This is a genomic window from Achromobacter sp. SX5 (assembly GCF_056711425.1).
Genome location: NZ_CM160041.1, coordinates 1,580,820 through 1,603,386, shown reverse-complemented (window position 1 = coordinate 1,603,386; position 22,567 = coordinate 1,580,820). Strand labels below are relative to the sequence as shown.

The window sequence follows — 22,567 nt, the reverse complement described above, 5'->3', positions numbered from 1 at the left end:
CGGGGCGGGGCCCCGCTCCCACATACGCCGATGAGTACCGCTAAAACTTGCCTATGCGACACCCACTACCGAAGCCTGAACTCCACGACAGCGCCCCCGCTCCCATATAGCGGCGCATATTCATGCACGACAGCCTGCCTGAAACCGCCGCCCATCGCGCCCAGCAGCCAGTGAAAGTGCTTCAGGCCCATGTCCGGGTGTGCCTGCTCGGCGTATTCGGGCAGGATGGCGCGTACCGCATCCACATCGCCGCCTTCGATCAGCGCGAGCAGCCGGCGATTCCACGCGTCGTCGTTTTCGGACACGTAGCGGTCTTTCCGGAGATCGATGTTTTCCCGGAACATGCTGTTGGACAAACCGCCGATACCCACGACAGCGACACGCTTGTCGTGCAAGGCGGCGGCGGCGATGGCGCCCAGTTGCTCGGTCTGCTCGCCACTGTGGTAAAGATTGTTCGCGGCGGCGACCATGGGAAGCGCAGATGTTCCGAAGCCCATCAGCGTGGCGGCGGTTATCGTGCCGGTATCGATCGGAAACTGGTCGTAGTCTACGCCGCGCGTCTTGATTCCCGCACCGTTGCAGGCATCGATACAGCGCTGCGCCAGTGCGGGCTCCGAATGGATGTCGAACGGTTGCTCGCCAAACTCGTGCCAGTTTTCATCGACGTGCAGGCCCGTGCTGCGCGGCCGGGTAATCCACAATTGGTCCAGCACCGCGAACCACTGAGTGGAGTAGACCAGCACGCAATCGGGTCTGGATGCGGCAAGCGATTCGCCGACTGTGGCCAAGGCGTCTCGAAGGCGTCCCCAAGGCGCGATGTCGGGCCGCAACTGCGGCAGCGGGCTGCCCGGAACCAGGAATGCCGATACGATGGACATGAGATCTCCCCTTTTCTTTGCGTGCCGTCAGGCGGCCTGCCCCGCGGGCTGCAGGCTTGAAAGACCCGCTGCCTGAAGATCCCACTCGATGACCGCATTGCCGGTGCCGATGACGGTTCCGTATCCGTGCAGCCTTCCGGCCAGCTCCGGATACCCCATCGCCGCGTGCATCCACGTGAAGGCGCCCGATTTCACCTCCGCGAAAGCTTCGTCGATGAACTGGGGCAGCAACTGGAAGGTTTCCTTCATGCGGCCCTGGCGCATGAGGTCGATCATGCGCACATCCCATTTGTAGCCGTCGTAGCGCTCCGGATGCTCCTTGGTCATGTCTTCGGGCAGTTCCGGCTCTTCATGAAAATGCCAGTGGGACAAGGTGTTGCTGGCCAGGAGGACGGCCCGGCGTCCCGTCTTGCGAATGGCCTCGCGCGTGGCGCGGCCAAGTACGTCCATCTCACCCAGGCCCTCCTTGGTGTTGAGGTAGTACGGCGTGTTATTGGCGGAGATTCCCACCACCGGGATGTCCCATTGCGGCCGGATCATGTGCAGCGTGGTGATGGTTCCGTAATCCGGCCGGAACTTCGGATTGCGCATCATCTTGCTGACCAGGCCGGCCTTGGCGGCCTCGTCGCAGCATGCTTCGGCCAACTCCACATCGACGTCCATGCCGAAGTCATAGCGGAAGATGTTGGGAAAGATGGGATCGACCGAGCGGCCGGCAAGCCGGGGAACCCCCAGGAAATGATGGCCAACCTGGGTGATCCAGTGCGGCGAATGGACCAGCAGCACATCCGGCTTCAGACGCTCGATACTCTCGCGTGCCTGCGCATAGGCCCATCGCAACGGTTCCCAGCCTCCCTGCGAACGCGGCTCGTTCTGCGGCGGGTTTTCGCCATACACCAAGTGGGGCGGATGCGGCGCCAGGAAGCCGGCGACAATCACTCCTTCGCTCATGGCGAATCTCCTTGAATTGATGGCTGGAACTCGATGGCTTCCTGACGCTACCGCCATTTAAGATGTGTACGTACTATCTTATCGAAAGAGAAATTTCCTCGGAACATGGTAGTTACCCTTTAGTCGATTGCGGCAACAATGCTGGGTCCCAGCGTAATATGGCTCACCACCCTGGAAACAAGCCCAGCACGATGCCTCCCAAACATCCAGTCCGTCCCGCTCGCGCGGGTTCTTCGCTTCCGATGATCACGCCGGAAGTGCAGGTCCTATTGCAGAACTTCCGGCTCGAAAATGTGCCGTCCCATCTGCTGCGGCGCGCGCATTTCAAGGCCGAAGAGATCTTCGCCAACACCTTTTCCCGCGAAAGCGTCACGCCAAGACAGAAAGCGGCCTTGATCCTGCTCCATCAAGATCCCGGACTCAGCCAGAACGCATTGGCCGAACGGCTCGCCATGGACCGCAACACCGTCGCCGAGATGATCAAGCGCATGCACCGCGGCGGGCTCATAGAGCGCAGGCCGTCGCCCACGGACGCGCGCGCCTATCAGCTTTACATTGCGCCGGCCGGCGTGGAGCTGCTGTGCCGAGTCATGCCGCGAGACGCCACGGTGGAAGACCAATTACTTGCCCGGCTGCCCGAGGAATACCGGAGTCTCTTCGTGAAATGCCTGCGCCTGATCGCGGACGACGAAGCCCCCGGCAAGAACGACGGCCGCTCGGCCGCCTAGCGCGGCTGGACGTTGCGCGTCGGCGTTATGCGCCAGAACGTGTTCGAGAGATCGTCGGCGACGATCAGCGCGCCTTTCGGATCGACCGTCACGCCTACCGGACGACCGCGGGCCGTCCGCCCTGGTATGGCCCGGCCGGTAGGCGAACCGCAGAACGGCGTCCTGGTTGGCGACATAGCGCCGTTTTTGGCAGGGCGGCCTTACGGCGCCGCGACGCGCTGACTGATCCTGCCCGAATCGATCAGCAGTTTCAGATAGGCCGTTCCCTCCTGGATGGCGCTAGCCGGCGTATCGCGGGGCGTAAGCGGGCACGGAATGCACCAATCCACGAGAACCAAGGTGGAGTGCGTGACCTGGACGAGCGGCAGAAAGCCCTCGGGAAGCGTGCCGCGCTGTTCCAGGCAGCGTAACGGCACGGCGCGCACGCCCAGGCGGAATCCTTTGTGTTCGGTAAGGACAAGGTCGTTCATGGAGCGGCTCCGGCGCGCCGCGGCGGTGCAGAGCCGCCGCGGCGCGCGCAATGCATCACGCCATCGTCACCGGAATCTGGCGCGGCTGCGCTTCGCGAATGCGCGGCACTCGCAGCGTCAGCACGCCTTGCCGCAGGCTGGCTTGGATCGCCTCCTTGTCAAACTCCGGCCCCAGCCTGAAGGAGCGGCGAAACAGCGGTTCGCGCAGTTCGCCATGGATCAGCCGGACACCGGCGGGAACCGGAACCGCGGCTTCGCCTTCGATGACCAGCACCTCCGATTCCACCTTGACGCTCAACCTGTCCTTCGTGACGCCAGGCAGGTCCGCCAGGACGGTGACGCCCGCAGCGTCTTCAAAGATGTCGACCGCGGGCAGATTGGCGGGACGTTGCTCATTGGAACGGCCGCCCTGTTCAACAAGTTCGTTACGCTCGTTCATGATCGTTCCTCCTGAGTAGGATGAAGGGAAGCTTGCATCACTGGATTGCAACAAGCCGCGGCTTCGACGACTCTTTCTTCTTGATGGATATCAGCAGGCAGCCGTCGATGTACCGCGCCTCGACCTTGTCCGGATCGACGTCGCCGGGCAACTCGATGACGCGCGTGAAACTCCCCTCGGCGCGTTCCCGAGCGTAGTAGCGGCCGTTATCCGGCAGGGGCGGCATGCTCCGCGTGCCGCTGATGGTGAGCAGCCCCTTCTCTATGGATACTTTCAAGGCGTCGGGTTCGATGCCGGGGACGAAGCCGACGACCACAGCGGCGTCATCCGAAACCCCGATGTTGACGGGCGGGAAGCGTCCGCGTGGCAACGACCGCAATGTGGCCGGCGAGCCCGCGCTGCGAAAGATCCGGTCCATCTGCTCCTGGACCGCGTCAAAGAGAGAATCGAAACCGCTGTCGCTAAAAGGGTAGTTGGCCATAATTACCTCCCAAGTTCGTCTGGAAGGATCGAGACCGCGCCACGTCGCCGCAAGAGCGACCGGCACTCGATCGCTTCAATGCGGATATAGGATTCAACCGCGCGGATTCAAGAGTCCGGGTCCTTTGATTTAAAAAATGGCGGTCCCGGGCGCTATAGATTTTTTCTGCGGCCCGTTGCAACGACAAAAAAGGGCATCGCGCCGCCGGCGCGATGCCCTCAGAGCAGACTGGATGGCTTGGCAGTTATTCCGCCGTCAGAAGTCCATCGCCTCGGCCGCGGCGGCCTGCGGCTTGGTTTCTTCCGGAACCTGCGCGATGGTGGCGGCGGTGGTCAGGATGAGCCCCGCGATCGAAGCCGCGTTCTGCAATGCGGTGCGCGTGACCTTCGTCGGATCGACGACGCCGATATCGACCAGGTCGCCATAGTCGCCGGTGGCGGCGTTATAGCCATAGTTTCCTTTGGCTTCCATCACCTTCGCCACGACCACCGAAGGCTCTTCGCCTGCGTTGGCGACGATGGCGCGCAGCGGAGCCTCGAGCGCCCGCAGGATGATGCGAATGCCCGCATCCTGATCGGCATTGGCGCCTTTCATATCCTGTATCGCCGCCCGGGCCCGCAGCAGCGCAACGCCGCCGCCGGGCACGATGCCTTCCTCGACCGCCGCGCGGGTCGCATGCAGCGCATCATCGACGCGATCCTTCTTCTCCTTCATTTCGACTTCGGTTGCGGCGCCCACCCGGATGACGGCAACGCCGCCCGCCAGCTTGGCGACACGCTCCTGCAGCTTTTCGCGGTCGTAGTCGCTGGTGGCGTCGTCGATCTGCTTGCGGATCGACTTGACGCGCGCATCGATGGCCTCCTGCTTGCCGCCGCCATCGATGATGATGGTCTCTTCCTTGCGAACTTCGATCCGCTTGGCGCTTCCGAGGTCTTGCAGCGTGGCCTTGTCCAACTGCTTGCCCGTTTCTTCCGAGATCACGGTGGCGCCGGTGAGGATCGCAATGTCCTCCAGCATGGCCTTGCGGCGATCGCCGAAGCCTGGCGCCTTCACCGCGGTGACCTTCAGCACCCCGCGCATGGAGTTGACCACCAGGGTCGCAAGCGCCTCGCCTTCCACGTCCTCGGCAACGATAAGCAGCGGCTTGCCCGCCTTGGCGGCGCTTTCCAGCACCGGCAGAAGCTCGCGAACGTTGGAGATCTTCTTGTCGTACAGCAGGATCAACGGATCATCGAGCTGAGCGATCTGCTTTTCCGGGTCCGTGATGAAGTATGGGCTCAGGTAGCCGCGATCGAACTGCATGCCTTCCACGATATCCAGTTCGTTGTCCAGCGACTTGCCATCTTCCACCGTGATCACGCCCTCGCGCCCGACCTTGTCCATCGCGTCGGCAATGATCTTGCCGATCGCCTCGTCGGCGTTGGCCGACAGCGCCGCGACTTGCGCCGTCTCTTTGCTGGTGGAGATGGGCTTGGACATCTTGCGCAGCGCCTCCACCACACCGGAGACGGCCTGGTCGATGCCCCGCTTCAGATCCATGGGGTTCATGCCGGAGGCCACGTACTTCATGCCTTCCTGGACGACCGCCTGCGCCAGCACCGTGGCGGTGGTCGTGCCATCGCCCGCGACGTCGGCCGTCTTCGATGCGACCTGCTTGACGATCTGTGCGCCCATGTTCTCGAACTTGTCCTTCAGTTCGATCTCCTTGGCCACCGAGACGCCGTCCTTGGTAATGACCGGCGCGCCGAAGCTGCGTTCGAGCAGCACATTCCGGCCCTTCGGGCCGAGCGTCACCTTTACGGCATCGGCCAGGATATTGACGCCCTTGACTACGCGGCTGCGGGCGCCGTCGTGGAACTTAACGTCCTTCGCACTCATTTCTAGCTCCTCAATCCATAGGCCGGCGGCGTCAGGCCGCCTTCTTCAGTTGAGCGTCTTGCGACGTGAGCACGGCGAAAACATCCTCTTCGCGCATGACCAGCAGTTCTTCGCCGTCGACCTTGACGGTCTGGCCGGCATACTTGCCAAAGAGAACGTGGTCGCCGACCTTGAGTTCGGGCGCCTGCAGCGAGCCATCTGCGTTGCGCTTGCCCTGGCCGACCGCGAGGACCTCTCCCTGTTCGGACTTTTCCGCCGCCGAGTCGGGGATGACGATGCCGGATGCTGTCTTGCGCTGCTGTTCGATTCGCTTGACGATAATCCGGTCGTAAAGGGGACGGATCTTCATGACTCTATCTCCTGAAGTCTTGATCATCAAAAAGTGAATGCCGGCGCACTGCAGCGACATGACGAGGCGGCGTGCGCCGTACAGCCCGGGATGGGTGCGGAAAAAAATTATGGGCGCCGCCAAGCCGCTTCAAGAGCGGAAAATGATTCAAAATGAAACTTAACGAATCAAAATGCCCTTTCCCCGTCCCAGGCGGTACACGACCTTTCGACGCAGCTCGCGTCCGTCCGGCAGCAGCGCAACGGGACAAGGCGCGGAACGTCCGCCATCGGCATCCAGCGTGCGGTCGTCGCCGTCCATTTGACTCCACAGGCCACCCTTGCGAGGCCGGAACAGCCAGCGGACGTAGCCGCGGCGAGCGGCAAGGTCGAGCAGGGCCTGCTGGTCCGGAGCCTCGACGACGACCGCCCCGTTCGCCTCGCGCGCGTCGGAATAATCCGCGAACGCCCTACGGCAGGCGAGCGCTTCGGACACCGGCGCATTGAGGCGCCACCATCCGGGACTCGCCACACGCTCCACATCCCAGGCGCCGAGTCTCCATGCCGCCTCCAGCATTGCGCGGTCGATGACGGCATAGTCGCGCCAGCGCAGGTTGATCTGCAGCGCAGAACCCGCGACGGAGTGCAAAGCGCCGGCCGCCCTTTCATCACGGTGGAATCCGTGCCAGTGCAGGACCAGGATGATCGGCGTGTCCGATTTCTGTGTAGCGGTCGCGCTGACGGCGTACAGCGGAAGCCTCAGCGCAGCTATGTGCGAAGTGATGGTCTCGAGGATATCCATTCGCTGACTCCAACGACTTGCAGCCCTTTCTCACAGGCCAAAGCGACAATATCGTTTCGCCGAATTTATCGCAGGTGCTTTGCCCGGGCAACGTCAGTTGGGGTACAAGTAGCGCCAACCCCGCGCTTTCGCCCGGGCCACAAGCCATGAAGAACCGCTTTATGACGCAGCCCCGCTCTCTTGCCGGCCAACCGCGGCGTTTCCAGACGCCCGACTTCGAGGCGCTGATCGAAGCCGCAGGCGATCTCATCTACACCCTGGACTTCGAAGGACGCTTCACCTACATGAACCGGGCGTTCGAACAGGTGCTGGGCTATGAGCCCTGCGCCCTGCTGGGCCGTCACTTTACGGAGATCCTGACCGAGGAGTCCGCAAAAGTGGCGACGCGCCATTACCAGCAAGGCCTGCTCGGCCAGGAACGGACGCCCTTCTTCGAAGTGGAGGCGCGCCGGCCCGACGGCGGCGTCGTGCACTTGGAAGTGCGCGCCGGCGCGCTGATCCGCGATGGCGAGATGGTGGGCAGGCAGGGCATCGCCCGGGACATCAATGCGATCAAGGCGCTGCAGACGCTGGTGACGGAGAAGTCGCAGCGCGTGACGCTGCTGGAAGAGCGCACGCGCATCGCGATGGCGATGTACGCGCGCATCGCCGAACTCGTCTACGCCGACCCCGGCGCTGGGTCGGCGGGCGGCGAGATGCTGCAGGAAGTGCAGCATGCGTTCGACCGGCTCGCCGCCCAGAAGCACGGCCTTTCCGTGGCCGACCTGCGCATCCTGGGACTGCTGGCGCAAGGGCATTCGAACGGCGAGATCGCGGACATCATCTGCCGCAGCCCGCATACGGTCAAGGACAGCGTCAAGAAGATCATGCAGCGGCTGAACGCAAGGCGGCGTGCCGAGGCGGTCGCCTGCGCCATCAAGCTCGGCCTGATCGCGCCGCCCTCCTGAACGGCGCGGAACTTGTGATTCCCGCTTTCGGGGGGGCAATACCCCTCCTTGGAGGTCTGCCCCCGACAGCCGGCGGCGGGAATAATCGGCTTGTGCGCCCTCGACGGCGCGCCAGCGAAAACAACACGAGACAACGGAGACACGCATGCTCTACGCACCAGGGCAGCCTTGGCGCCTGCGCCGCGCGGCGGGCGCGGCCTTGTTGATTGCCGGCCTGACGGCCTGCGCCGCACGTCAGGAATCCCGCGCGCCGGCGGGCGCGCTGCCGCCGCAAGCGGCGGTCGAGGTGGACCGGACGCAGTTTTATCCGGAAGCCCGTCTGCGCGCATGGCAGGAAGACCTGGACCGTCGCGGGCTGCGCGACACGGGCTCGCCCGCGCATGAGGCCTACGTCGACGCGCTGTACGAACGCCTGCGCGAGGCCGGCGTGGCGGATCTGTACTTCGAACCGGTGGCCATGACCCGGTGGGCGGCGCGGCGCTGGTCGCTGGAGCTGGCCGACGGCGCCGACCGGATTCCGACGGCTGGCTATATCCCCTACTCCGGCAGCACCGGCGCGCAGGGGCTGGTGGCGCCGATACGCTATCTGCCGGTCGGCCGGCGACCGGACCGCAGCGTGGCGGGCAGCATCGTGGTGGTGGAACTGCCCAGGCCGTCGCTGACCAGCGATTTCTTCCATGCCATGGCGCTGTACAAACACGATCCCGACAACACGCTGCCACCGGGCGCGCCCTATGCGCGTCCTTACCAGATAATCGACGCGCTGGTGCAGACACTGGAAGCGCTGCAGGCCGCGGGCGCCGCCGGCGTGGTCGCGGTCCTGGACGAACCCGCCGATATCGCCGCGGGCCTGTACGCCCCGTACGACCGCCAACTGCGCAAACTGCCAGGCGTTTACGTGGACCGGGCGGCCGGCGCCCGCCTGAAGGCGCTGGCGCGCGCCGGCGCCCGGCTGCGCCTGGTGCTGGATGCCGATACCGAGGCTGTCGTCACGCGCAACCTGATCGGCATCATTCCCGGCGCCAGCAGCGAGCTGACCGTCATCAACAGCCATACCGACGGCACCAACGGCATCGAGGACAACGGTCCCAACGCCATCGTCGACATCGCCCAGTACCTGGCGCGCCTGCCACGCGAGGCGCTGCCGCGCAGCATCATGATCATGCTCTCCAGCGGCCATTTCGCCGGCGGCGTGGGCATACAGGACTTTCTGGCGCGGCATCGCCAGGACGGCCTGCGCGGCCGCATCGCCAGCATCGTCACGATAGAACACCTGGGCGCCACGGAATGGCTGCCCGGACCCGACGGCCGCCTGGCGCCGACGGGCCGCGACGAGCCCGCCGCGATCTTCCTGCCGCGCGTCCCGGCATTGGTGCGCGCCGCGTCGGCCATGCTGCGCAATGCACAGGCTGCGCCCGCGTTCGTCATGCCTCCGCTCAATCCGGACGGCGACGGCGGCCCCAACACGGCCACGTGGCCGGGCGAGGGCCAGTATTTCTGGGGTGGCGCCCGCCTGCCCACGCTCAACTACATCACCGGGCCGGACTACCTGCTGAATTACGACGTCACCACTGCCGACAAGGTGGACTACGGCCGCATGCGACGGGAGACGGCCGCGATCACGCAAATGCTGCTGGACCTCTCGCGCGAGCCCTACGAGGCGCTGCGCGCCGAACAGCCGCCCCCTCCCTGAAAGCGCGGCCCCGCCGCGTCCGCCCTCCTTTGCCAAGCCGGCGCCGGCCCGGATGCCGCCGGCCCAGGCGCGCCTGCGCGCCGCCTCACGATATGGAGCTCTAGATGACCCGGAATCCCCCGCCCGCGCTCGCCGGCCTGATGATGCGCCAGCCTCTGCTCGTCTCCCAATTGCTACGCCACGCCGCCCGCCACTTCGGCACGGTCGAAATCGTGTCGCGCCGCGTCGAGGGAGACGTGCACCGCTACACCTACGCCGACTGCCATCGGCGCAGCCAGCGCCTGGCCCGCGCGCTCGCGGCGCTGGAGGTGCGCCCGGGCCAGCGTGTGGCCACCCTGGCCTGGAACGGCTACCGGCATCTGGAGCTCTATTACGCCGTGTCCGGCGCCGGTTCCGTGATCCATACCGTCAACCCCAGGCTGCACGCCGACCAGGTGGCCTACCTGCTCAACCACGCGGACGACCAGTACGTGTTCTTCGACGTGGGCTTTCTGCCGCTCCTAGAATCGGTGGCGGCGCGATGCCCCGGCGTGCGGGGCTATGTCGCCCTTTGCAGCCGGGAATACATGCCTTCGTCCGCCGCCCTGCCGGGGCTGCTGTGCTACGAGGACCTGCTGGCGGCCCAGCCCGAAAGCTACGACTGGCCCGAACTGAACGAGGAATCGGCCTGCGGACTGTGCTACACGTCCGGCACCACGGGCCAGCCCAAGGGCGTGCTGTACTCGCACCGGTCCACGGTACTGCACGCCTATGCGGTCGCGCTGCCCGACGCGCTCAACCTTTCTTCGCGCACGGCGGTGCTGCCTGCAGTGCCCATGTTTCACGTCAATGCCTGGGGCATTCCCTATGCCGCCCCGCTCGCCGGCTGCAAGCTGGTGCTGCCCGGTCCCGCGCTGGACGGCGCCTCGCTGCATGCGCTGATAAAGGACGAAGGCGTAACGTCGGCGGCCGGCGTGCCGACCGTGTGGCTGGGGCTGCTGGGCCATGCGGAACGCAACGGCCTGAGCCTGTCGGGCCTGCGCCACGCGGTCATCGGCGGCGCCGCCTGCCCGCCTGCGCTGTTGCGCAGCCTGCGCGACGGCTACGGCGTCGAAGTGCTGCACGCGTGGGGCATGACGGAACTGTCGCCGCTGGGCACGACCGCCGTGCTGCAGCGCCGGCACCTCGCGCTGTCGGAGGACGAACGGCTGGCCGTTCTGGGCAAGCAGGGGCACACCGTCTTCGGCGTGGACATGAAGATCGTGGACGGCGGCGGCGGCGAACTGCCCTGGGACGGCAAGAGCCGGGGCGAGCTGCTGGTGCGAGGTCCGTGGGTGATGGAGCGCTACTTCGGCGACGACGACAGCGCCGCCGCGACCGGGGCGGACTGGTTCGCCACCGGCGACGTAGCCACGATCGACGCCGACGGCTACATGCAGATCGTCGATCGCAGCAAGGACGTGATCAAGTCCGGAGGGGAGTGGATCAGCTCGGTCGAGATCGAGCACGCCGCCATGGAACACCCTGGCGTGCAGCAGGCCGCATGCATCGCCATCGCGCATCCCAAATGGGACGAACGTCCCCTGCTTCTGGTGGTGCCGCGCGAAGGCGCCGACGTCGGCAAGCAGGAACTGCTGCGCTTCATCGAAGGGCGCATCGCCCAGTGGTGGATGCCCGATGACGTGCTGTTCCTGCCCTCTCTGCCGCTGGGCGCGACAGGCAAGGTGCTCAAGAAGCAGTTGCGCGAACAGTACGGCGGCTACCGGCCCGCGGCGGCCTGATGCCGGCCGCCAGCAAAACGGGCGCCAGGCCATGAAACGGCGCGTCCTGAGAATCGCGGCGCTCGCCTTCGCAGCCGCCGGCGCGGCCAGCCATGCGGAACCCGGGCTGGCCTTGTACGGCGTCGTGGACGCGGGCCTGAACCTGATCGACAACGGATCGGCGAGGTCCGCCTCCATGAAGTCCGGCATCATCAGCGGATCGCAGTTCGGCCTGCGCGGCACGGAACATCTGGGCGGTTCGCTACGCGCGGTGTTCCAGCTCGAGGCCAGCTTCGAATCCAATTCCGGCGCCTACAAGCCCTACTTCGGCGATCCGTCGAGCGCCACTGCGCAAGCGCCCAATGGCGCACCCGGCAAGGGATTCAACCGCCGCGCGTTCGTCGGCCTGGAAGGCCGCTACGGCATGCTGCAACTGGGCCGCGACTACACGCCGCTGTACTGGGCGGTGCTGGATAGCGACCCGCTGAAGCTCGGGTCCTACGGCAACATGCAGCAGATCGTGCTTTTGTCCGGCACGGGCTCGGACCGGTTCGGGCGCGCCAGCAACGCCGTCTTCTACACCTCGCCCCGCGTCGCCGGACTGCGGGGCCGGCTGATGGCGAGCCTGGGCCCCGCTGCCGCGCGCAGCGCGTCGGACGGCCCGCCCCGCAGCGCGAGCCGCATGATCGGCGCATCCGTGGACTACACGCAGGATGGGCTGACGCTCAACGGCGCCTATCAGCTGCTGCGCCTGCCCGAGATCGCGGGCTCGCCGGCCGCCTACACCGGCGCCACGGGACTGCGCCGCGACATGCTGGTCGGGCTCAAGTACGCCAGCGGCGACTACACCGTGGCGGGTGGCTACTTCCGGGTGCGCCATCCGGGGCGCCGCGGCGACGGCAGCGACATCTGGGCAGGCGCGTCCTTGCGGTTGGGAGCGGGCGTGCTGGCGTTCAACGTCCAGCGCATGCGGCAGGACGTGCCAGGAAGAAGCCGGCCTGGCGAGGCCACGGTGTTGGGCCTGAGCTATATCCACGCGCTTTCGCGGCGCTTTTCCCTGTACGCGTCCTACGGCATGGTCAACAACGGCGCAAACGCCGCCTTCTCGCTGCTGTCGAGCGATACCGCGGTCGCGCCGGCGGCGCGCGGCGATGACATCCGGGCGCTCGGGGTTGGCATGCGCTACGTGTTCTGAGCCGGACCGCGGTCTTGCCCGCCATATGCTTCAAGCCTAAAATACCGTCACGTCATCGACGGCAAGGCGCCGCCCGGCAGTTCCACGGCGCGCCGCTCTCCTCCTGCCGCAAGACCGCCAGCCAGAGGGCCGTCCGCACAGGCCGGCCCCATCGTCCCGCCGCGTGGCCGCAAGGCCTGCGCGGGTTTCTGCACGTTCTTGACCACGAGGAAAACCATGGCCTTCGATTCTCGTCCGGCGCCTGCGCGCGCCAATTTTCCCGGCGGCGACGCCTACGCCGCGGAAGTATTCGAGCGCTCCCGCCGCGCCGCCGCGGACCGCGGTCTGCACTACCACCCCGACATCCCCTACGACGACGCCACAGGCTGCCGCCTGGATCTCTACGCGCCGGCGCGCGCGCCGGCAGACCTGCCCTGCCTGATCTTCGTGCACGGCGGCGCGTTTTCGCTGGGCTGCAAGGAATGGATGGGATTCATGGCGCCGGCCGTGACGGCGACGCCGGCCTTGTTCATCTCGGTGTCGTACCGGCTGGCGCCCGGCCATGTCTATCCTGCCGCGGTGCGCGATGTCGCCGCCGCCGTGGACTGGGCCTGGCGCAATGTCGGCGCATACGGCGGCGATCCCGCGCGCCTGTTCCTGGGCGGCCACTCGGCGGGCGGCCACCTGGCCAGCCTGGTGGCGCTGGACCGCCGCTGGCTGGATGAACGCGGCCTGCCCGCGCGCGTCATCAGGGGCGCGCTGCCGATCAGCGGCCTGTACGATCTGGACTACGACGGCGGCGACGCGGTGGGCGCCGCGGCGCTCGCCATACGCCGGCGCTTCATACCGGACGACTCCCACGTGCCGGCGGCCAGTCCGATGCATCATGTCGGACCGCAGGCGCCGCCGTTCTATCTCGGAGCGGGCGAACACGACCTGGGCAGGCTCGCGGCCGAGGCGCTGGCCATGCGGGACCTGCTGAGCCAGGCCGGCGTGCCGGCGGCGGCGGAGATCTACCCGGATCACGATCACTACGCCGCCAGCAGCCGCTGCGTGGACGACAGGCACCCGTGGATCACCCGGGCGCGCGCCTTCCTGCGCAGCGGCAGTCCGATATAACGGCGCGCCCGCTCAGGCCGGCGCCGCGCCCTCCTGGCGACCGATCATCTGCGCGGCCGCCGAACAGAGGACCTGTCGCACCAGGTCGGCCTGCCGACGCGCGCCGGCCTTGCCCAGCACCTGGTTCAACTGGTAGCGCGCGGTGCCCACCGTAATGCCGCGGCCGCGCGCGTATTCCTCGACCGTCCAGCCCGCCACCAACGCGCTCGCGAGCCTCGCCTCGGCCTCGGTGAGGCCGAACAGCGCGCGCAGGGCCGCCACGGGGAAGCGGGCACCAGCCTGCGACTCTTGCACCAGCGACACCAGCACCAGGGCGCCGCCGTCCGGCTGAGAGGCTTGCAGCCGCTGCAGCGCCAGCTGCGTGCGGCCCTGTCCGTTTTCCAGGGTCAGGAATACCGGCTCGGCCTCCAGCGACGCCTGCGCCAGCGCGTGCGCGAACCGGTACTGACCAGCGGCGTCGGCGCAGATCCGGCCGCTGCGCAATCGCAGGCCCGCGCGGCCGTCCAGCCCTTCCCGGGCGCGGCGGTTCGACCAGACGAGTCCGCCAGACTCGTCGCACAACGCCAGCGCGCAGGGCCAGGCTTCCAGGTAGCGGTCGACCAGCGCGGACACGCTGCGGTCGAGCCCCACGGATTGCGCCAGCGTAGCCGCCTGCAGCAGATGCGGCGTGAGCTTGCGCAGCCGCTCCAGGCGGCGCGGAGAAAAACCGCCGTCATCGCGCGGATCCTGGTGCACCGCGATGGCCACCCAGCGCGTGCCGCCCATGGGCGCCATGGCCCCCATGAAGCGCCCCAGGCCGGCGCGGCGCAACTGCAGATGGAGTCGGTCGCGTAACGGCGCCTCTTCCGGCAGAAAGAGTTCTCCGTCGGTGGCCATGCGGCCCGGCCGTCGCGCGACCCGCTGCAGGCGCCAGGCTTCCAGTCGGGGATTGCGGGCGTCGGACACCTCCGCCCGATAGGCCTCCATGTCAATGCGCGTGTCGTACGCCGCCCAATAGGGAACGGCGCGCGCGCCCTCCAGATCCAGGCACTGCAGCACGGCTGAATGCGCGCCGACATCGCTGCACAGCCGGTCCAGCACGCCGGCCCAGCGGCTCGGGTCCGTGCAACAGGCATACAGGTCCAGCAGGAAAGAATCAGATGCTGCGCCGAGAGCCATGAAGACACCCACACTATCTGAACGAAAAGCGCTCATCGTCCGGCAAGCCCGCCGGCGCGGCAACTGGGGTTTGCCATGAAACGGGTCCGGCATCTCCCATTTGAGAGATGACGGCCGCGCGGGGGAAATCCCATACTGCCTCGCGTGCTCATCCGGCGCACTGCTGCCGCGCCGGATTCCGCGCCGCTCGAGGAGGAGCGGGCGGCGCGGAAAGCACGCCCACTCACCGCCCTTCGCAGGCAGAACAGGAACCGCCATGAAAGACAACACGGACACGCCGATAGTCGCCGCATTCGCGATGACGCACACGCCGGGGCTGGGCAACCAGACCGGACTTGCGCAGCCGGAAACGCTGCGCCGCCTCCTGGACGGCTTCGACGTGGTGCGCCGCCAGATCGAAACCGCCCGGCCCGACGTAATCGTCGCCTTCGTCAACGACCATTTCGACATGTATACGCTGCATGCCATGCCGGGCATGGCCATCGCGCTCGGCGACACGCACTGGGGGCCGACCGAGGCGACGCAGGACTGGATCGGCATGCCGCGCGCGCCCCGCCCCGGCCACGCGGCGCTGGCCGGGGACATCTACCGCAGCGTCATGGAAGACGGCTTCGAGCTGTTCCGCAGCGAGTCGGCCGAACTCGTGCACAACGTGCTGATGCCGGCCAAGTACCTGTGGCCCAGCGCCAGCATTCCAGTCGTGCCGATCTTCCTCAACTGCTTCGCGCCGCCGCTGCCGACGTGGCGCCGCGCGTACGAACTGGGCGTCAGCGTGCGCAAAGTCCTGGACCGGCGGCCCGAGCGCATCGCGCTCATGGCCAGCGGCGGCCTGTCGCACTGGCCGCCCATCACCATCGACGAGGACGCGGCGGACGATCCGCTGATGCAGCGCGTGCAGCGCTGGCAGATCCTCGGCGCGGCCGCGCTGCGCGAGGACCCGGAGCTGCCACTGGCCATCCTGCGGCGCGAAGCCGAAATGGCCGCGTCCGGCCGCGACTTGGTCAATGCCGAATGGGACCACCGCATCCTGCAGAAACTGGCCGCCGGCGACCGCGAGTTCATGTTGTCGCTCACCCACGAGACGGTCAGGGCCCAGGCGGGTCCGGGCGGCGCGGAAATGCTGATGTGGACCGCGCTCATGGGCGCGATGCGCGACGCGCCGGCCGACATCGTCGCCTACGAAGCCGTGCCCGAGTGGATGGGCGGCGTCGGTGTGCTGAGCTACGCGCGCAGCCTGGGCCGCGCCTGAACGCGGCCGCGAGCCATGCGCAAAGAACCAGGGGAGTGGACACCATGAACATGCAAGCCATCATTAGCGGCGGCGGGATCGGCGGACTGGCCGCGGCGGCGGCGCTTGCCCGGCGCGGCTGGGACGTGACCGTCTATGAAAGCAGGCCCGAGCTGCGCGTCTCGGGCTCAGGCATCTATCTGTGGTCGAACGGGCTGGCGGTGCTATCGGAGATAGGCGCCTATGAACGCGCCATGCGCAATGCCTTCCTGCCCGAGGGCATCGAACAGCGCGACCATGCCGGGCAGGTACTGGTTCCCGCGCTGCTGCCCCCGGGATTGCGGGTGGTCGCGATCGCGCGCAGCGAGCTGCACGCAGGCCTGGAGGCGGCCGCGCGCGCCGCCGGCGCTCGCATCGTCACAGGCGCGGAGGTCGTCGACGCCGGCACCGACGGCACCCTGACATTCGCCAACGGCGATCGCGCAAAAGCCGATCTCGCCATCGGCTGCGACGGCGTCTGGTCGCCCGTGCGCCGCGCCCTGGGCCTTGAACAGGTGCACCAGCGGGCCGAGGAAGGCGCGCTGCGGACCATCGTGCAGGCGACCCAGGAGGAACTGCCCGCCGCCGCGCGCGGCAAGTGCATCGAAATCTGGAACGGTACGCGGCGCATGCTGATCACCCCCATCAACGCCCGCGAAATCTACCTGGCGCTGACCTGCCGCGAGGACGACGATTCGGCGCGAGATACGCGCGTGCTGCCATGCTGGCGGGAAGCCTTTCCTGAATGGGCGTTCCTGCTCGACCGGATCGCGCATGGCAGCGTGCTCTGGAACGTCTACACCGTGGTGCGCTGCAAGCGCTGGTCCGCAGGCCATGCCTGCGTGCTCGGCGACGCCGCCCATGCCCAGCCGCCCAACCTGGGCCAGGGCGGCGGCATGGCCATGCAGAACGGCCTGGCGCTGGCCGCCTACATGGAGCGGGTGAGGGACCGGCGGGACATACCCGAGGCGCTGGGCGCATGGGAAGCCGCGACACGTCCGCTGACCGAGGAATGCCAGCGCTGGTCCTGTCTCTGGGGCGAACTCGCCAACATACCCGACGAGGTGCGTCCGCGCATCGTGCGGGGCGTGTTCAGCGAGCCCTGGGTGTTGTCCAAAGTGACGGTCGCGTCCGCGTCCGCTCCCATCCGCGCCACGGACTGGCGACCGGCCGCCGCCCGCTGAAACCCGCTCCCGCGTCGGGCCCTGCCTATTCCAGCCCGGGCGGCGCCATGTACGCCGTCCGGGCACAAGGGGAATTCCATGAACATCCGCAATGCAATGCCGGCTGTCGCGGCGCCGCTGGTCCTGGCTGCCCTCGGTCTGGCCGGAAACGCGGCCGCCACCGAGAACGGCATACCCACCACGGTCAACGGCTTCTATGACTTCGGCGCCGGCATGTCGCCGCCGCCGACGCCGTTCGGGACGATCTCGCTGCGTTCCTCGTACAACCATGCCACCGTTCGGAAGAACCAGTATGGCGAGACGCTCGACGACGACTTTTCTCTCAGCGTCTTCACCGTGAGCGCGGCCTATCTGCGCATGACCCGCGCCACGCTGCTGGGGGCAAGCTACGGCTTCGGCATCGTGCAGCCGTTCTTCAGGATGGACGCGGCCTTCGACGTGCCGACGGCCGCTGGGCCGCTGCGGCTGCGCGGCGAAACGTTCCGGATCGCCGACACCCTGCTGCTGCCTCTGATCCTGCAATGGAACCCGTCGCCCAACCTGCATCTGAATGCGCAGTTCCAGGTGCTGGCTCCCACGGGGGACTATGACAAGCGGCGGCTCGTGAACCCGGGACTGAATCACTGGGCGTTCTCTCCCATCTTCAATTTCACCTACATCACCGACGGCGGCTTCGAGGTGTCCTCGAGCTTTGAGGTCGACATCAGCACGCGCAACCACGCCACCGGCTACCGCAATGGCATCGAATACCGCCACGAGTTCGCGCTGGGCCAGCACGTGGGACCGTGGACCCTGGGAGTGGGCGGCTACTACAGCCGCCAGTTCACCGACGACGACGCGCCCGGCCTGCAAGGCGGCAACCGTTCCCGGGTGATCGCCCTGGGGCCGGCCGTCCATTTCTACAAACCGGGCCTGCCGCCCGTCTGGCTGCACGTCTACAAGGAATTCGGCGCGCGCAACCGCGCCGAAGGCTACACGGCCGCGCTGCGCCTCGCGGCCAGCTTCTGACCAACCAGGCGGCGCGGCCAGAACAGTATTGTCGTCACATCACCCGCACGCCCAGCGATTCGATCAACTGTCCCGCCTGTTCGGCAGAAATCACCGCCCCCTTCAGCGAGCCGGTCAGGTCGTACACCGTGATGCCGCCGAGCTCGGCCGCCCGCAGATCCGCGCCCTGGAACCTCGCCCCTTTCAGGCTGGCGCCGCGCAGGCTGCCGCCGTTGAACACCGCGTCGCGGAAATCGCAGCCGCCCAGATCGGCGTCAGAGAAATCCAGCTGATCCAGCACCTGCTTCCTGAACGACATGCCGCGCAGTTGGGCGCCCACCAGGCGGCAGCTGCGCAGGCTCAGGCCCAGGGCGTGGACTTCGGAGAAACCGGCCCCGTTCAGTTTCGAATCGGAAATCGTCGCCGACGACAGCCGGGAACGCGCCCACTTGGTCATGTGGAGATCGCAGGCCGTGAAGCTGGCGTCCGTCAGGTCCGCCAGCTCGAAGTCGCCCAGGCCGATCCTGCACCGCTCCCATATCGTTTCGCTCAAGGTCGCGCGCGCCAGCCGGGCCTCGGCCAGCGAGCAGGCCGTAAAGCGGATGTTCCGGAGATCCAGCGAACCAAGGTCCTGCCCGTCGAAGGAGCAGCGATCGAACCCGGTGACGGGTTGGGGTTGCGCGAGAAGCCGGACCAGATCCGCACGCGTGAGGGTACTGTCGCTGACGATGTTCATTTATCGGTATCCATGCAAAAAACGGGCACGCCCGGATGATATGATAAATCCATACATATGGATTGTTTATGAACATACGACGAGCAAAGCAACCCGCCGCCGTGCGGGTCCAGATTCTCGAAGCCGCAAGACAGGTGCTGGCCGATGAGGGCGCGGGCGCGCTCACCTTCGACAGCGTGCTTGCCAGGACCGACCTGTCCAAAGGCGGCATCCAGTACCACTTCCGCACCAAGCAGGCCTTGATGGACGGCCTGTTCGATCACCTCATGCAGGAGTTTTCCGACAATTTGCATGAGGCGCTGGCGGCCGAGCCGGCCGGCGCGGATCAACGCATCCGCACCTACATCCGGGTCGTGAGCCTGGCCGCCGAATCGGCGCTGGCGGCGCGCGAAGCCATGGCCCTGTTGATGGCCGATCCGAAGTACCAGGCCATACACACCGCATTGGTGGACGACTTCTGCCGCCCCGACGAAGTCGCGGCCGACCTGTCATTGACCTGCCGGTTCGCGGTCGAGGGACTCTGGCAGGCGCAGGTGCTGTTGCGCGCGCCGCAGCCGGAAACGGTCGCCAGCGTGCGGGACTGCCTGCTGGGGCTGCTGGACCGGACCGCGAAGCCGGCCATCGTCCCGGGCGGCAAGCGCGCCCTGCCCCGTAGAAAGGAGAAGCCCGATGGCCATTGAACTGGAAAAGCAGGTTCGAGCCGCCGCGATCGCGTCGATACAGCGGTACTTCGATGAACACATGGAAGAGCCCATCGGTAATATCGCGGCGGCCGCGCTGCTGGGATTCTTCCTGGAGGAAATCGGGCCGGTCGTATACAACCAGGCCGTCGCCGACGCGCAGGAGCGGCTGCAGCTGCGCGTCTCCGAACTGGACCTGGAGGTCCACGAGGACGAGTTCGGCTATTGGCGCAAGCATGCGGCCGGGCAAAGAAACCGGCGCACGTGACGCGGCTCGGCCCCGGGCCGCCGGCAGGGATCCACGCGTCGGGCACGGCGCTTGCCGAACTGCTCCGGCACCAAGAACCGGGAGCCGTCCATGGACCCTGCCTCTATCCCTGACCCGTCCGGGCGCCGCATGCGCCGCGCCGGCGGCCTGCTGGGTTTTGCGATGGGCGGCTTTTTCGACGGCATCCTGTTGCACCAGATCCTGCAGTGGCACCACCTGCTGTCGGCCATCCAGACCGGCATTCTGGGAGATCTGCGCATGCAGGTGGCGGTGGACGGCCTGTTCCATGCGCTCATGTACATCCTGGCCGCGGCGGGCCTGTGGACGCTGTACCGGGCGCGCGCCGCCGCGCCGGCGGGCTCGACGCGGCCGTTGTGGCCGGCGTTCTGGATGGGGTTCGGCGCCTGGCATATCGTCGACGCGCTGTTCTCGCACTGGATCACCGGCATCCACCGCATCCGCATGGATACGGACGTGCCGTTGTTCTGGGACCTGGCATGGCTGGCGGTCTTCGGGCTGCTGCCGTTTTTCCTGGGCTGGCGCGGGCGCTCGGCTGGCGGCGGTCCGCCGATGCCGCGGCGCAATATCGCCGCCGGCCTGCTGGTCCTGGCGCTGGGCGGCGCGACGTTGGCCAACCTGTTTCCGCTGCGCGGCGATACCGGCACGACGGTGGTGGCGATGCGTCCCGACGCGCCCGCCGGGGAGCTGCTGCGCGCGCTGGACGGCACCGATGCCCGCATCATCTGGACCGATCGCGCCGGCGGCGTCTGGGTGGTGCAGAATCTGTCATGGCAGGACGGGCTTGCGCTCTACGGATCGGGCGCGCTCTATGTCAGCGGCACGACCTCGCCGGCGGGCTGCGCGGCCTGGATGCAATCGGGGCGATAACCGGGAGAACACGAATGACACCAGCCATGCAGGCGGAAATCGAAGCGCGCCGGGCCGCAATCGCCCGCAGCCTGGGGGTTCGCCCGGACTGCGATATCGACGAAGAGCTGGAACGCAGAATTGTTTTTCTCGCCGACTATCTGCTTGCCGCGCGCATGGACGCCTACGTGATCGGCATCAGCGGAGGCGTGGATTCCCTGGTCGCGGGGCGTATCGCGCAACTTGCGGTATCGCGGCTGCGCTCCTCGGGCCACGTCTGCGCGCTGGTGGCGGCGCGCCTGCCCTACGGGACGCAGAGCGACGAGCAGGACGCGCGGCGCGCGATGGATTTCGTGGCGCCGGACAAGCGCATGACGCTCAATATCCAGCCCGCCGTGGACGCGCAACGCGTTGCGCTGGAGGCGGCCGGCATCGACTATGCGGACGCGCATGCCGAGGACTTCATCGCCGGCAACATCAAGGCGCGCCAGCGCATGATCGCGCTCTACGCGATCGCCGGCGCCCATAAGGGCCTGGTGGTGGGCACCGATAACGCCGCGGAAGCGCTGACGGGCTTTTTCACCAAGCATGGCGACGGCGCGGCCGACGTCATGCCGCTCAGCGGACTGACCAAGCGTTGCGTTCGGGAAATCGGCGCGGCGCTGGGCGCGCCGCCGGACCTCGTCGCCAAGGTTCCGACCGCGGACCTGGAGACGCTGCGTCCGCAGCATCCTGATGAAGCGGCGCTGGGCTTTACTTATCGAGAGATCGACGATTTCCTCGAAGGCCGGCCCGTGCCCCCGGAAGTCGCACAGCGCCTGGTCTCCCGCTACGACGCCACGGAACACAAGCGCCGTCCGGCCGCGACGCCGCCGTACCTGCGCCATTAGGCCAGGGGGCCGCTTATTCCTGCGCCGGCGGGCGGCTTTCGTAGTAGCGGGACAACTGGCCGATTTCCTCGGGGGTCAGGCGCTGCGCGAAGGCGCGCATGGCGCCCACGTCGTCGTTCTGCCGCTGGCCGGAGCGAAACGCATTCATCTGGTCCACGAAGTACGGCGCGGGCTGCCCCGCCAGCCGGGGCAGCAGCGCGCCCTCGCCGCGGCCTTGCAGGCCATGGCAATTGGCGCAGGCCGGCAGCGCGCGCGGACCGTCGCCCACCGTGTCCAGGCGGATGGCGGCCTCGTGCCCGCCCGTGTCCTTGCCGGCCGCCGGGGCGCCTGGCGGCAGGCCGCCGTAATAGCGCGCCAGATGCGCGATTTCTTCATCCGACAGCCCCTTGGCGATCCCGCTCATGACCGGATGCTGGCGGCTGCCGTCGCGGAAGTCCCACAACTGCTTGGCGAGGTAGTCCTGGGTCAGTCCCGCCAGATTGGGAAAGGCCCCGCCCAGCGGCGTGACGCCCGCCTGCCCGTGGCAGGCCACGCAGGCCTGCACTCCCGCCTTGCCCGCCTGCGCCAGTTGCTTGCCGGCGTCGACGTCGGCGCGCTGCAATGCGGCTTCCCAGGCGGGACGATAGGCCGCGAAGTCCACCGCGCTGCGGCCCGGGACCGGCGCGGCCGGGCGGGGTTGCGCCACCTCGGGCAAAGCCGCGCCCGGCGCCGCCGCGGGAGCTGCGGCTGCGCGCGGCGCCGCAGCGGGCGCGGCGGGCTGCGCGACGATGGACGGCGCGATCAGGCCGTCGCCGCCCTTGCCATACATCTGATAGAAGGCCGCGGCCAGCGTGATCAGCGGCGCGGCCGCGATCAGGCCCAAGGCCACATAGCTGCGTAAAGGCATGCCCATGATGTCACCCCG

At 67.4% G+C, this 22,567-nt stretch carries 25 protein-coding genes; 13 read left to right on the top strand and 12 right to left on the bottom strand.

The window, feature by feature from the left end; all coding sequences use genetic code 11:
* Window positions 1–65: 65 nt before the first annotated feature.
* Together AC1M14_RS07560 and cnbCb are read right to left on the bottom strand one after the other, a co-directional pair.
* Window positions 66–878 (bottom strand): DODA-type extradiol aromatic ring-opening family dioxygenase, encoded by an 813-nt coding sequence (locus AC1M14_RS07560; RefSeq protein WP_479731314.1) that lies wholly within the window; start codon window positions 876–878, stop codon window positions 66–68.
* A 27-nt stretch (window positions 879–905) separates the two neighbouring features.
* A complete protein-coding gene (cnbCb, locus tag AC1M14_RS07555) occupies window positions 906–1,829 on the bottom strand; it encodes a 2-aminophenol 1,6-dioxygenase subunit beta (protein WP_102772704.1) in 924 nt (307 codons plus the stop codon).
* 242 nt (window positions 1,830–2,071) lie between these two features.
* Between cnbCb and AC1M14_RS07550 the strand changes: the two genes are divergently transcribed.
* Window positions 2,072–2,557, top strand: coding sequence for a MarR family winged helix-turn-helix transcriptional regulator (locus AC1M14_RS07550; RefSeq protein WP_246842566.1), 486 nt, complete (start codon window positions 2,072–2,074; stop codon window positions 2,555–2,557).
* A 200-nt stretch (window positions 2,558–2,757) separates the two neighbouring features.
* On the opposite strand, the gene AC1M14_RS07545 is transcribed toward AC1M14_RS07550, so the two are convergent.
* From AC1M14_RS07545 to AC1M14_RS07520, 6 genes are all read right to left on the bottom strand, one after another.
* Window positions 2,758–3,027, bottom strand: coding sequence for a hypothetical protein (locus tag AC1M14_RS07545; protein WP_479731313.1), 270 nt, complete (start codon window positions 3,025–3,027; stop codon window positions 2,758–2,760).
* Window positions 3,028–3,082: 55 nt separating this feature from the next.
* Window positions 3,083–3,466 carry an Hsp20/alpha crystallin family protein gene (locus tag AC1M14_RS07540; protein ID WP_102772708.1) on the bottom strand — a complete coding sequence of 128 codons (384 nt, stop codon included), beginning with the start codon at window positions 3,464–3,466 and terminating at the stop codon, window positions 3,083–3,085.
* A gap of 37 nt (window positions 3,467–3,503) precedes the next feature.
* On the bottom strand, window positions 3,504–3,947 hold the full coding sequence (locus tag AC1M14_RS07535; RefSeq protein WP_209166088.1) for an Hsp20/alpha crystallin family protein: 444 nt from the start codon (window positions 3,945–3,947) through the stop codon (window positions 3,504–3,506).
* 255 nt (window positions 3,948–4,202) lie between these two features.
* On the bottom strand, window positions 4,203–5,825 hold the full coding sequence (gene groL, locus AC1M14_RS07530; RefSeq protein WP_111827146.1) for a chaperonin GroEL: 1,623 nt from the start codon (window positions 5,823–5,825) through the stop codon (window positions 4,203–4,205).
* A 31-nt stretch (window positions 5,826–5,856) separates the two neighbouring features.
* Window positions 5,857–6,174, bottom strand: coding sequence for a co-chaperone GroES (locus AC1M14_RS07525; RefSeq protein WP_102772711.1), 318 nt, complete (start codon window positions 6,172–6,174; stop codon window positions 5,857–5,859).
* Between the two features lie 159 nt (window positions 6,175–6,333).
* Window positions 6,334–6,954, bottom strand: a complete 621-nt coding sequence (locus AC1M14_RS07520) for a diguanylate cyclase (RefSeq protein ID WP_479731312.1) — start codon at window positions 6,952–6,954, stop codon at window positions 6,334–6,336.
* Between the two features lie 161 nt (window positions 6,955–7,115).
* Here AC1M14_RS07520 and AC1M14_RS07515 point away from each other — a divergent pair, with 161 nt between their 5' ends.
* From AC1M14_RS07515 to AC1M14_RS07500, 4 genes are all read left to right on the top strand, one after another.
* Window positions 7,116–7,901, top strand: a complete 786-nt coding sequence (locus tag AC1M14_RS07515; RefSeq protein WP_168202324.1) for a helix-turn-helix transcriptional regulator — start codon at window positions 7,116–7,118, stop codon at window positions 7,899–7,901.
* Window positions 7,902–8,046: 145 nt separating this feature from the next.
* Window positions 8,047–9,594, top strand: coding sequence for a zinc-binding metallopeptidase family protein (locus tag AC1M14_RS07510; RefSeq protein WP_102772714.1), 1,548 nt, complete (start codon window positions 8,047–8,049; stop codon window positions 9,592–9,594).
* A gap of 104 nt (window positions 9,595–9,698) precedes the next feature.
* Window positions 9,699–11,354 (top strand): 3-(methylthio)propionyl-CoA ligase, encoded by a 1,656-nt coding sequence (locus AC1M14_RS07505; protein WP_111827143.1) that lies wholly within the window; start codon window positions 9,699–9,701, stop codon window positions 11,352–11,354.
* Window positions 11,355–11,385: 31 nt separating this feature from the next.
* Window positions 11,386–12,528, top strand: coding sequence for a porin (locus tag AC1M14_RS07500; protein WP_168202323.1), 1,143 nt, complete (start codon window positions 11,386–11,388; stop codon window positions 12,526–12,528).
* A 47-nt stretch (window positions 12,529–12,575) separates the two neighbouring features.
* Here the strand turns inward: AC1M14_RS07500 and AC1M14_RS07495 are convergent, their stop codons facing one another.
* Window positions 12,576–12,746, bottom strand: coding sequence for a hypothetical protein (locus AC1M14_RS07495; protein ID WP_181390923.1), 171 nt, complete (start codon window positions 12,744–12,746; stop codon window positions 12,576–12,578).
* On the opposite strand from AC1M14_RS07495, the gene AC1M14_RS07490 reads away from it, so the two are divergent.
* Window positions 12,745–13,626, top strand: coding sequence for an alpha/beta hydrolase (locus AC1M14_RS07490; protein WP_479731311.1), 882 nt, complete (start codon window positions 12,745–12,747; stop codon window positions 13,624–13,626). The genes AC1M14_RS07495 and AC1M14_RS07490 overlap by 2 nt on opposite strands.
* Window positions 13,627–13,638: 12 nt before the next feature.
* Here the strand turns inward: AC1M14_RS07490 and AC1M14_RS07485 are convergent, their stop codons facing one another.
* Window positions 13,639–14,784 (bottom strand): helix-turn-helix transcriptional regulator, encoded by a 1,146-nt coding sequence (locus AC1M14_RS07485; protein WP_479731310.1) that lies wholly within the window; start codon window positions 14,782–14,784, stop codon window positions 13,639–13,641.
* Between the two features lie 256 nt (window positions 14,785–15,040).
* On the opposite strand from AC1M14_RS07485, the gene AC1M14_RS07480 reads away from it, so the two are divergent.
* The 3 genes from AC1M14_RS07480 to AC1M14_RS07470 all read left to right on the top strand — a co-directional run bounded on the left by AC1M14_RS07480 (window position 15,041) and on the right by AC1M14_RS07470 (window position 18,243).
* Window positions 15,041–16,033, top strand: coding sequence for a DODA-type extradiol aromatic ring-opening family dioxygenase (locus AC1M14_RS07480; RefSeq protein ID WP_479731309.1), 993 nt, complete (start codon window positions 15,041–15,043; stop codon window positions 16,031–16,033).
* A gap of 50 nt (window positions 16,034–16,083) precedes the next feature.
* Window positions 16,084–17,235 carry an FAD-dependent oxidoreductase gene (locus tag AC1M14_RS07475; RefSeq protein WP_102772873.1) on the top strand — a complete coding sequence of 384 codons (1,152 nt, stop codon included), beginning with the start codon at window positions 16,084–16,086 and terminating at the stop codon, window positions 17,233–17,235.
* A gap of 78 nt (window positions 17,236–17,313) precedes the next feature.
* Window positions 17,314–18,243: a SphA family protein gene (locus tag AC1M14_RS07470; RefSeq protein ID WP_168202321.1), complete on the top strand. Its 930-nt coding sequence runs from the start codon at window positions 17,314–17,316 to the stop codon at window positions 18,241–18,243.
* 34 nt (window positions 18,244–18,277) lie between these two features.
* Here the strand turns inward: AC1M14_RS07470 and AC1M14_RS07465 are convergent, their stop codons facing one another.
* Complete coding sequence (locus AC1M14_RS07465; protein ID WP_479731308.1) at window positions 18,278–18,958, bottom strand: pentapeptide repeat-containing protein; 681 nt, start codon at window positions 18,956–18,958, stop codon at window positions 18,278–18,280.
* A gap of 68 nt (window positions 18,959–19,026) precedes the next feature.
* On the opposite strand from AC1M14_RS07465, the gene AC1M14_RS07460 reads away from it, so the two are divergent.
* From AC1M14_RS07460 to nadE, 4 genes are all read left to right on the top strand, one after another.
* Window positions 19,027–19,638: a TetR/AcrR family transcriptional regulator gene (locus tag AC1M14_RS07460; protein ID WP_111827139.1), complete on the top strand. Its 612-nt coding sequence runs from the start codon at window positions 19,027–19,029 to the stop codon at window positions 19,636–19,638.
* On the top strand, window positions 19,628–19,906 hold the full coding sequence (locus tag AC1M14_RS07455) for a DUF2164 domain-containing protein (protein WP_479731307.1): 279 nt from the start codon (window positions 19,628–19,630) through the stop codon (window positions 19,904–19,906). The genes AC1M14_RS07460 and AC1M14_RS07455 overlap by 11 nt, the downstream gene beginning before the upstream one ends.
* A 90-nt stretch (window positions 19,907–19,996) precedes the next feature.
* The gene (locus AC1M14_RS07450) at window positions 19,997–20,794 is read left to right on the top strand and encodes a DUF2243 domain-containing protein (protein ID WP_479731306.1); all 798 of its coding nucleotides are present in this window, start codon (window positions 19,997–19,999) and stop codon (window positions 20,792–20,794) included.
* Window positions 20,795–20,808: 14 nt separating this feature from the next.
* Window positions 20,809–21,663, top strand: a complete 855-nt coding sequence (nadE, locus tag AC1M14_RS07445) for an ammonia-dependent NAD(+) synthetase (RefSeq protein WP_479731305.1) — start codon at window positions 20,809–20,811, stop codon at window positions 21,661–21,663.
* Window positions 21,664–21,676: 13 nt separating this feature from the next.
* On the opposite strand, the gene AC1M14_RS07440 is transcribed toward nadE, so the two are convergent.
* A complete protein-coding gene (locus AC1M14_RS07440) occupies window positions 21,677–22,555 on the bottom strand; it encodes a c-type cytochrome (protein ID WP_479731304.1) in 879 nt (292 codons plus the stop codon).
* Window positions 22,556–22,567: the final 12 nt, after the last annotated feature.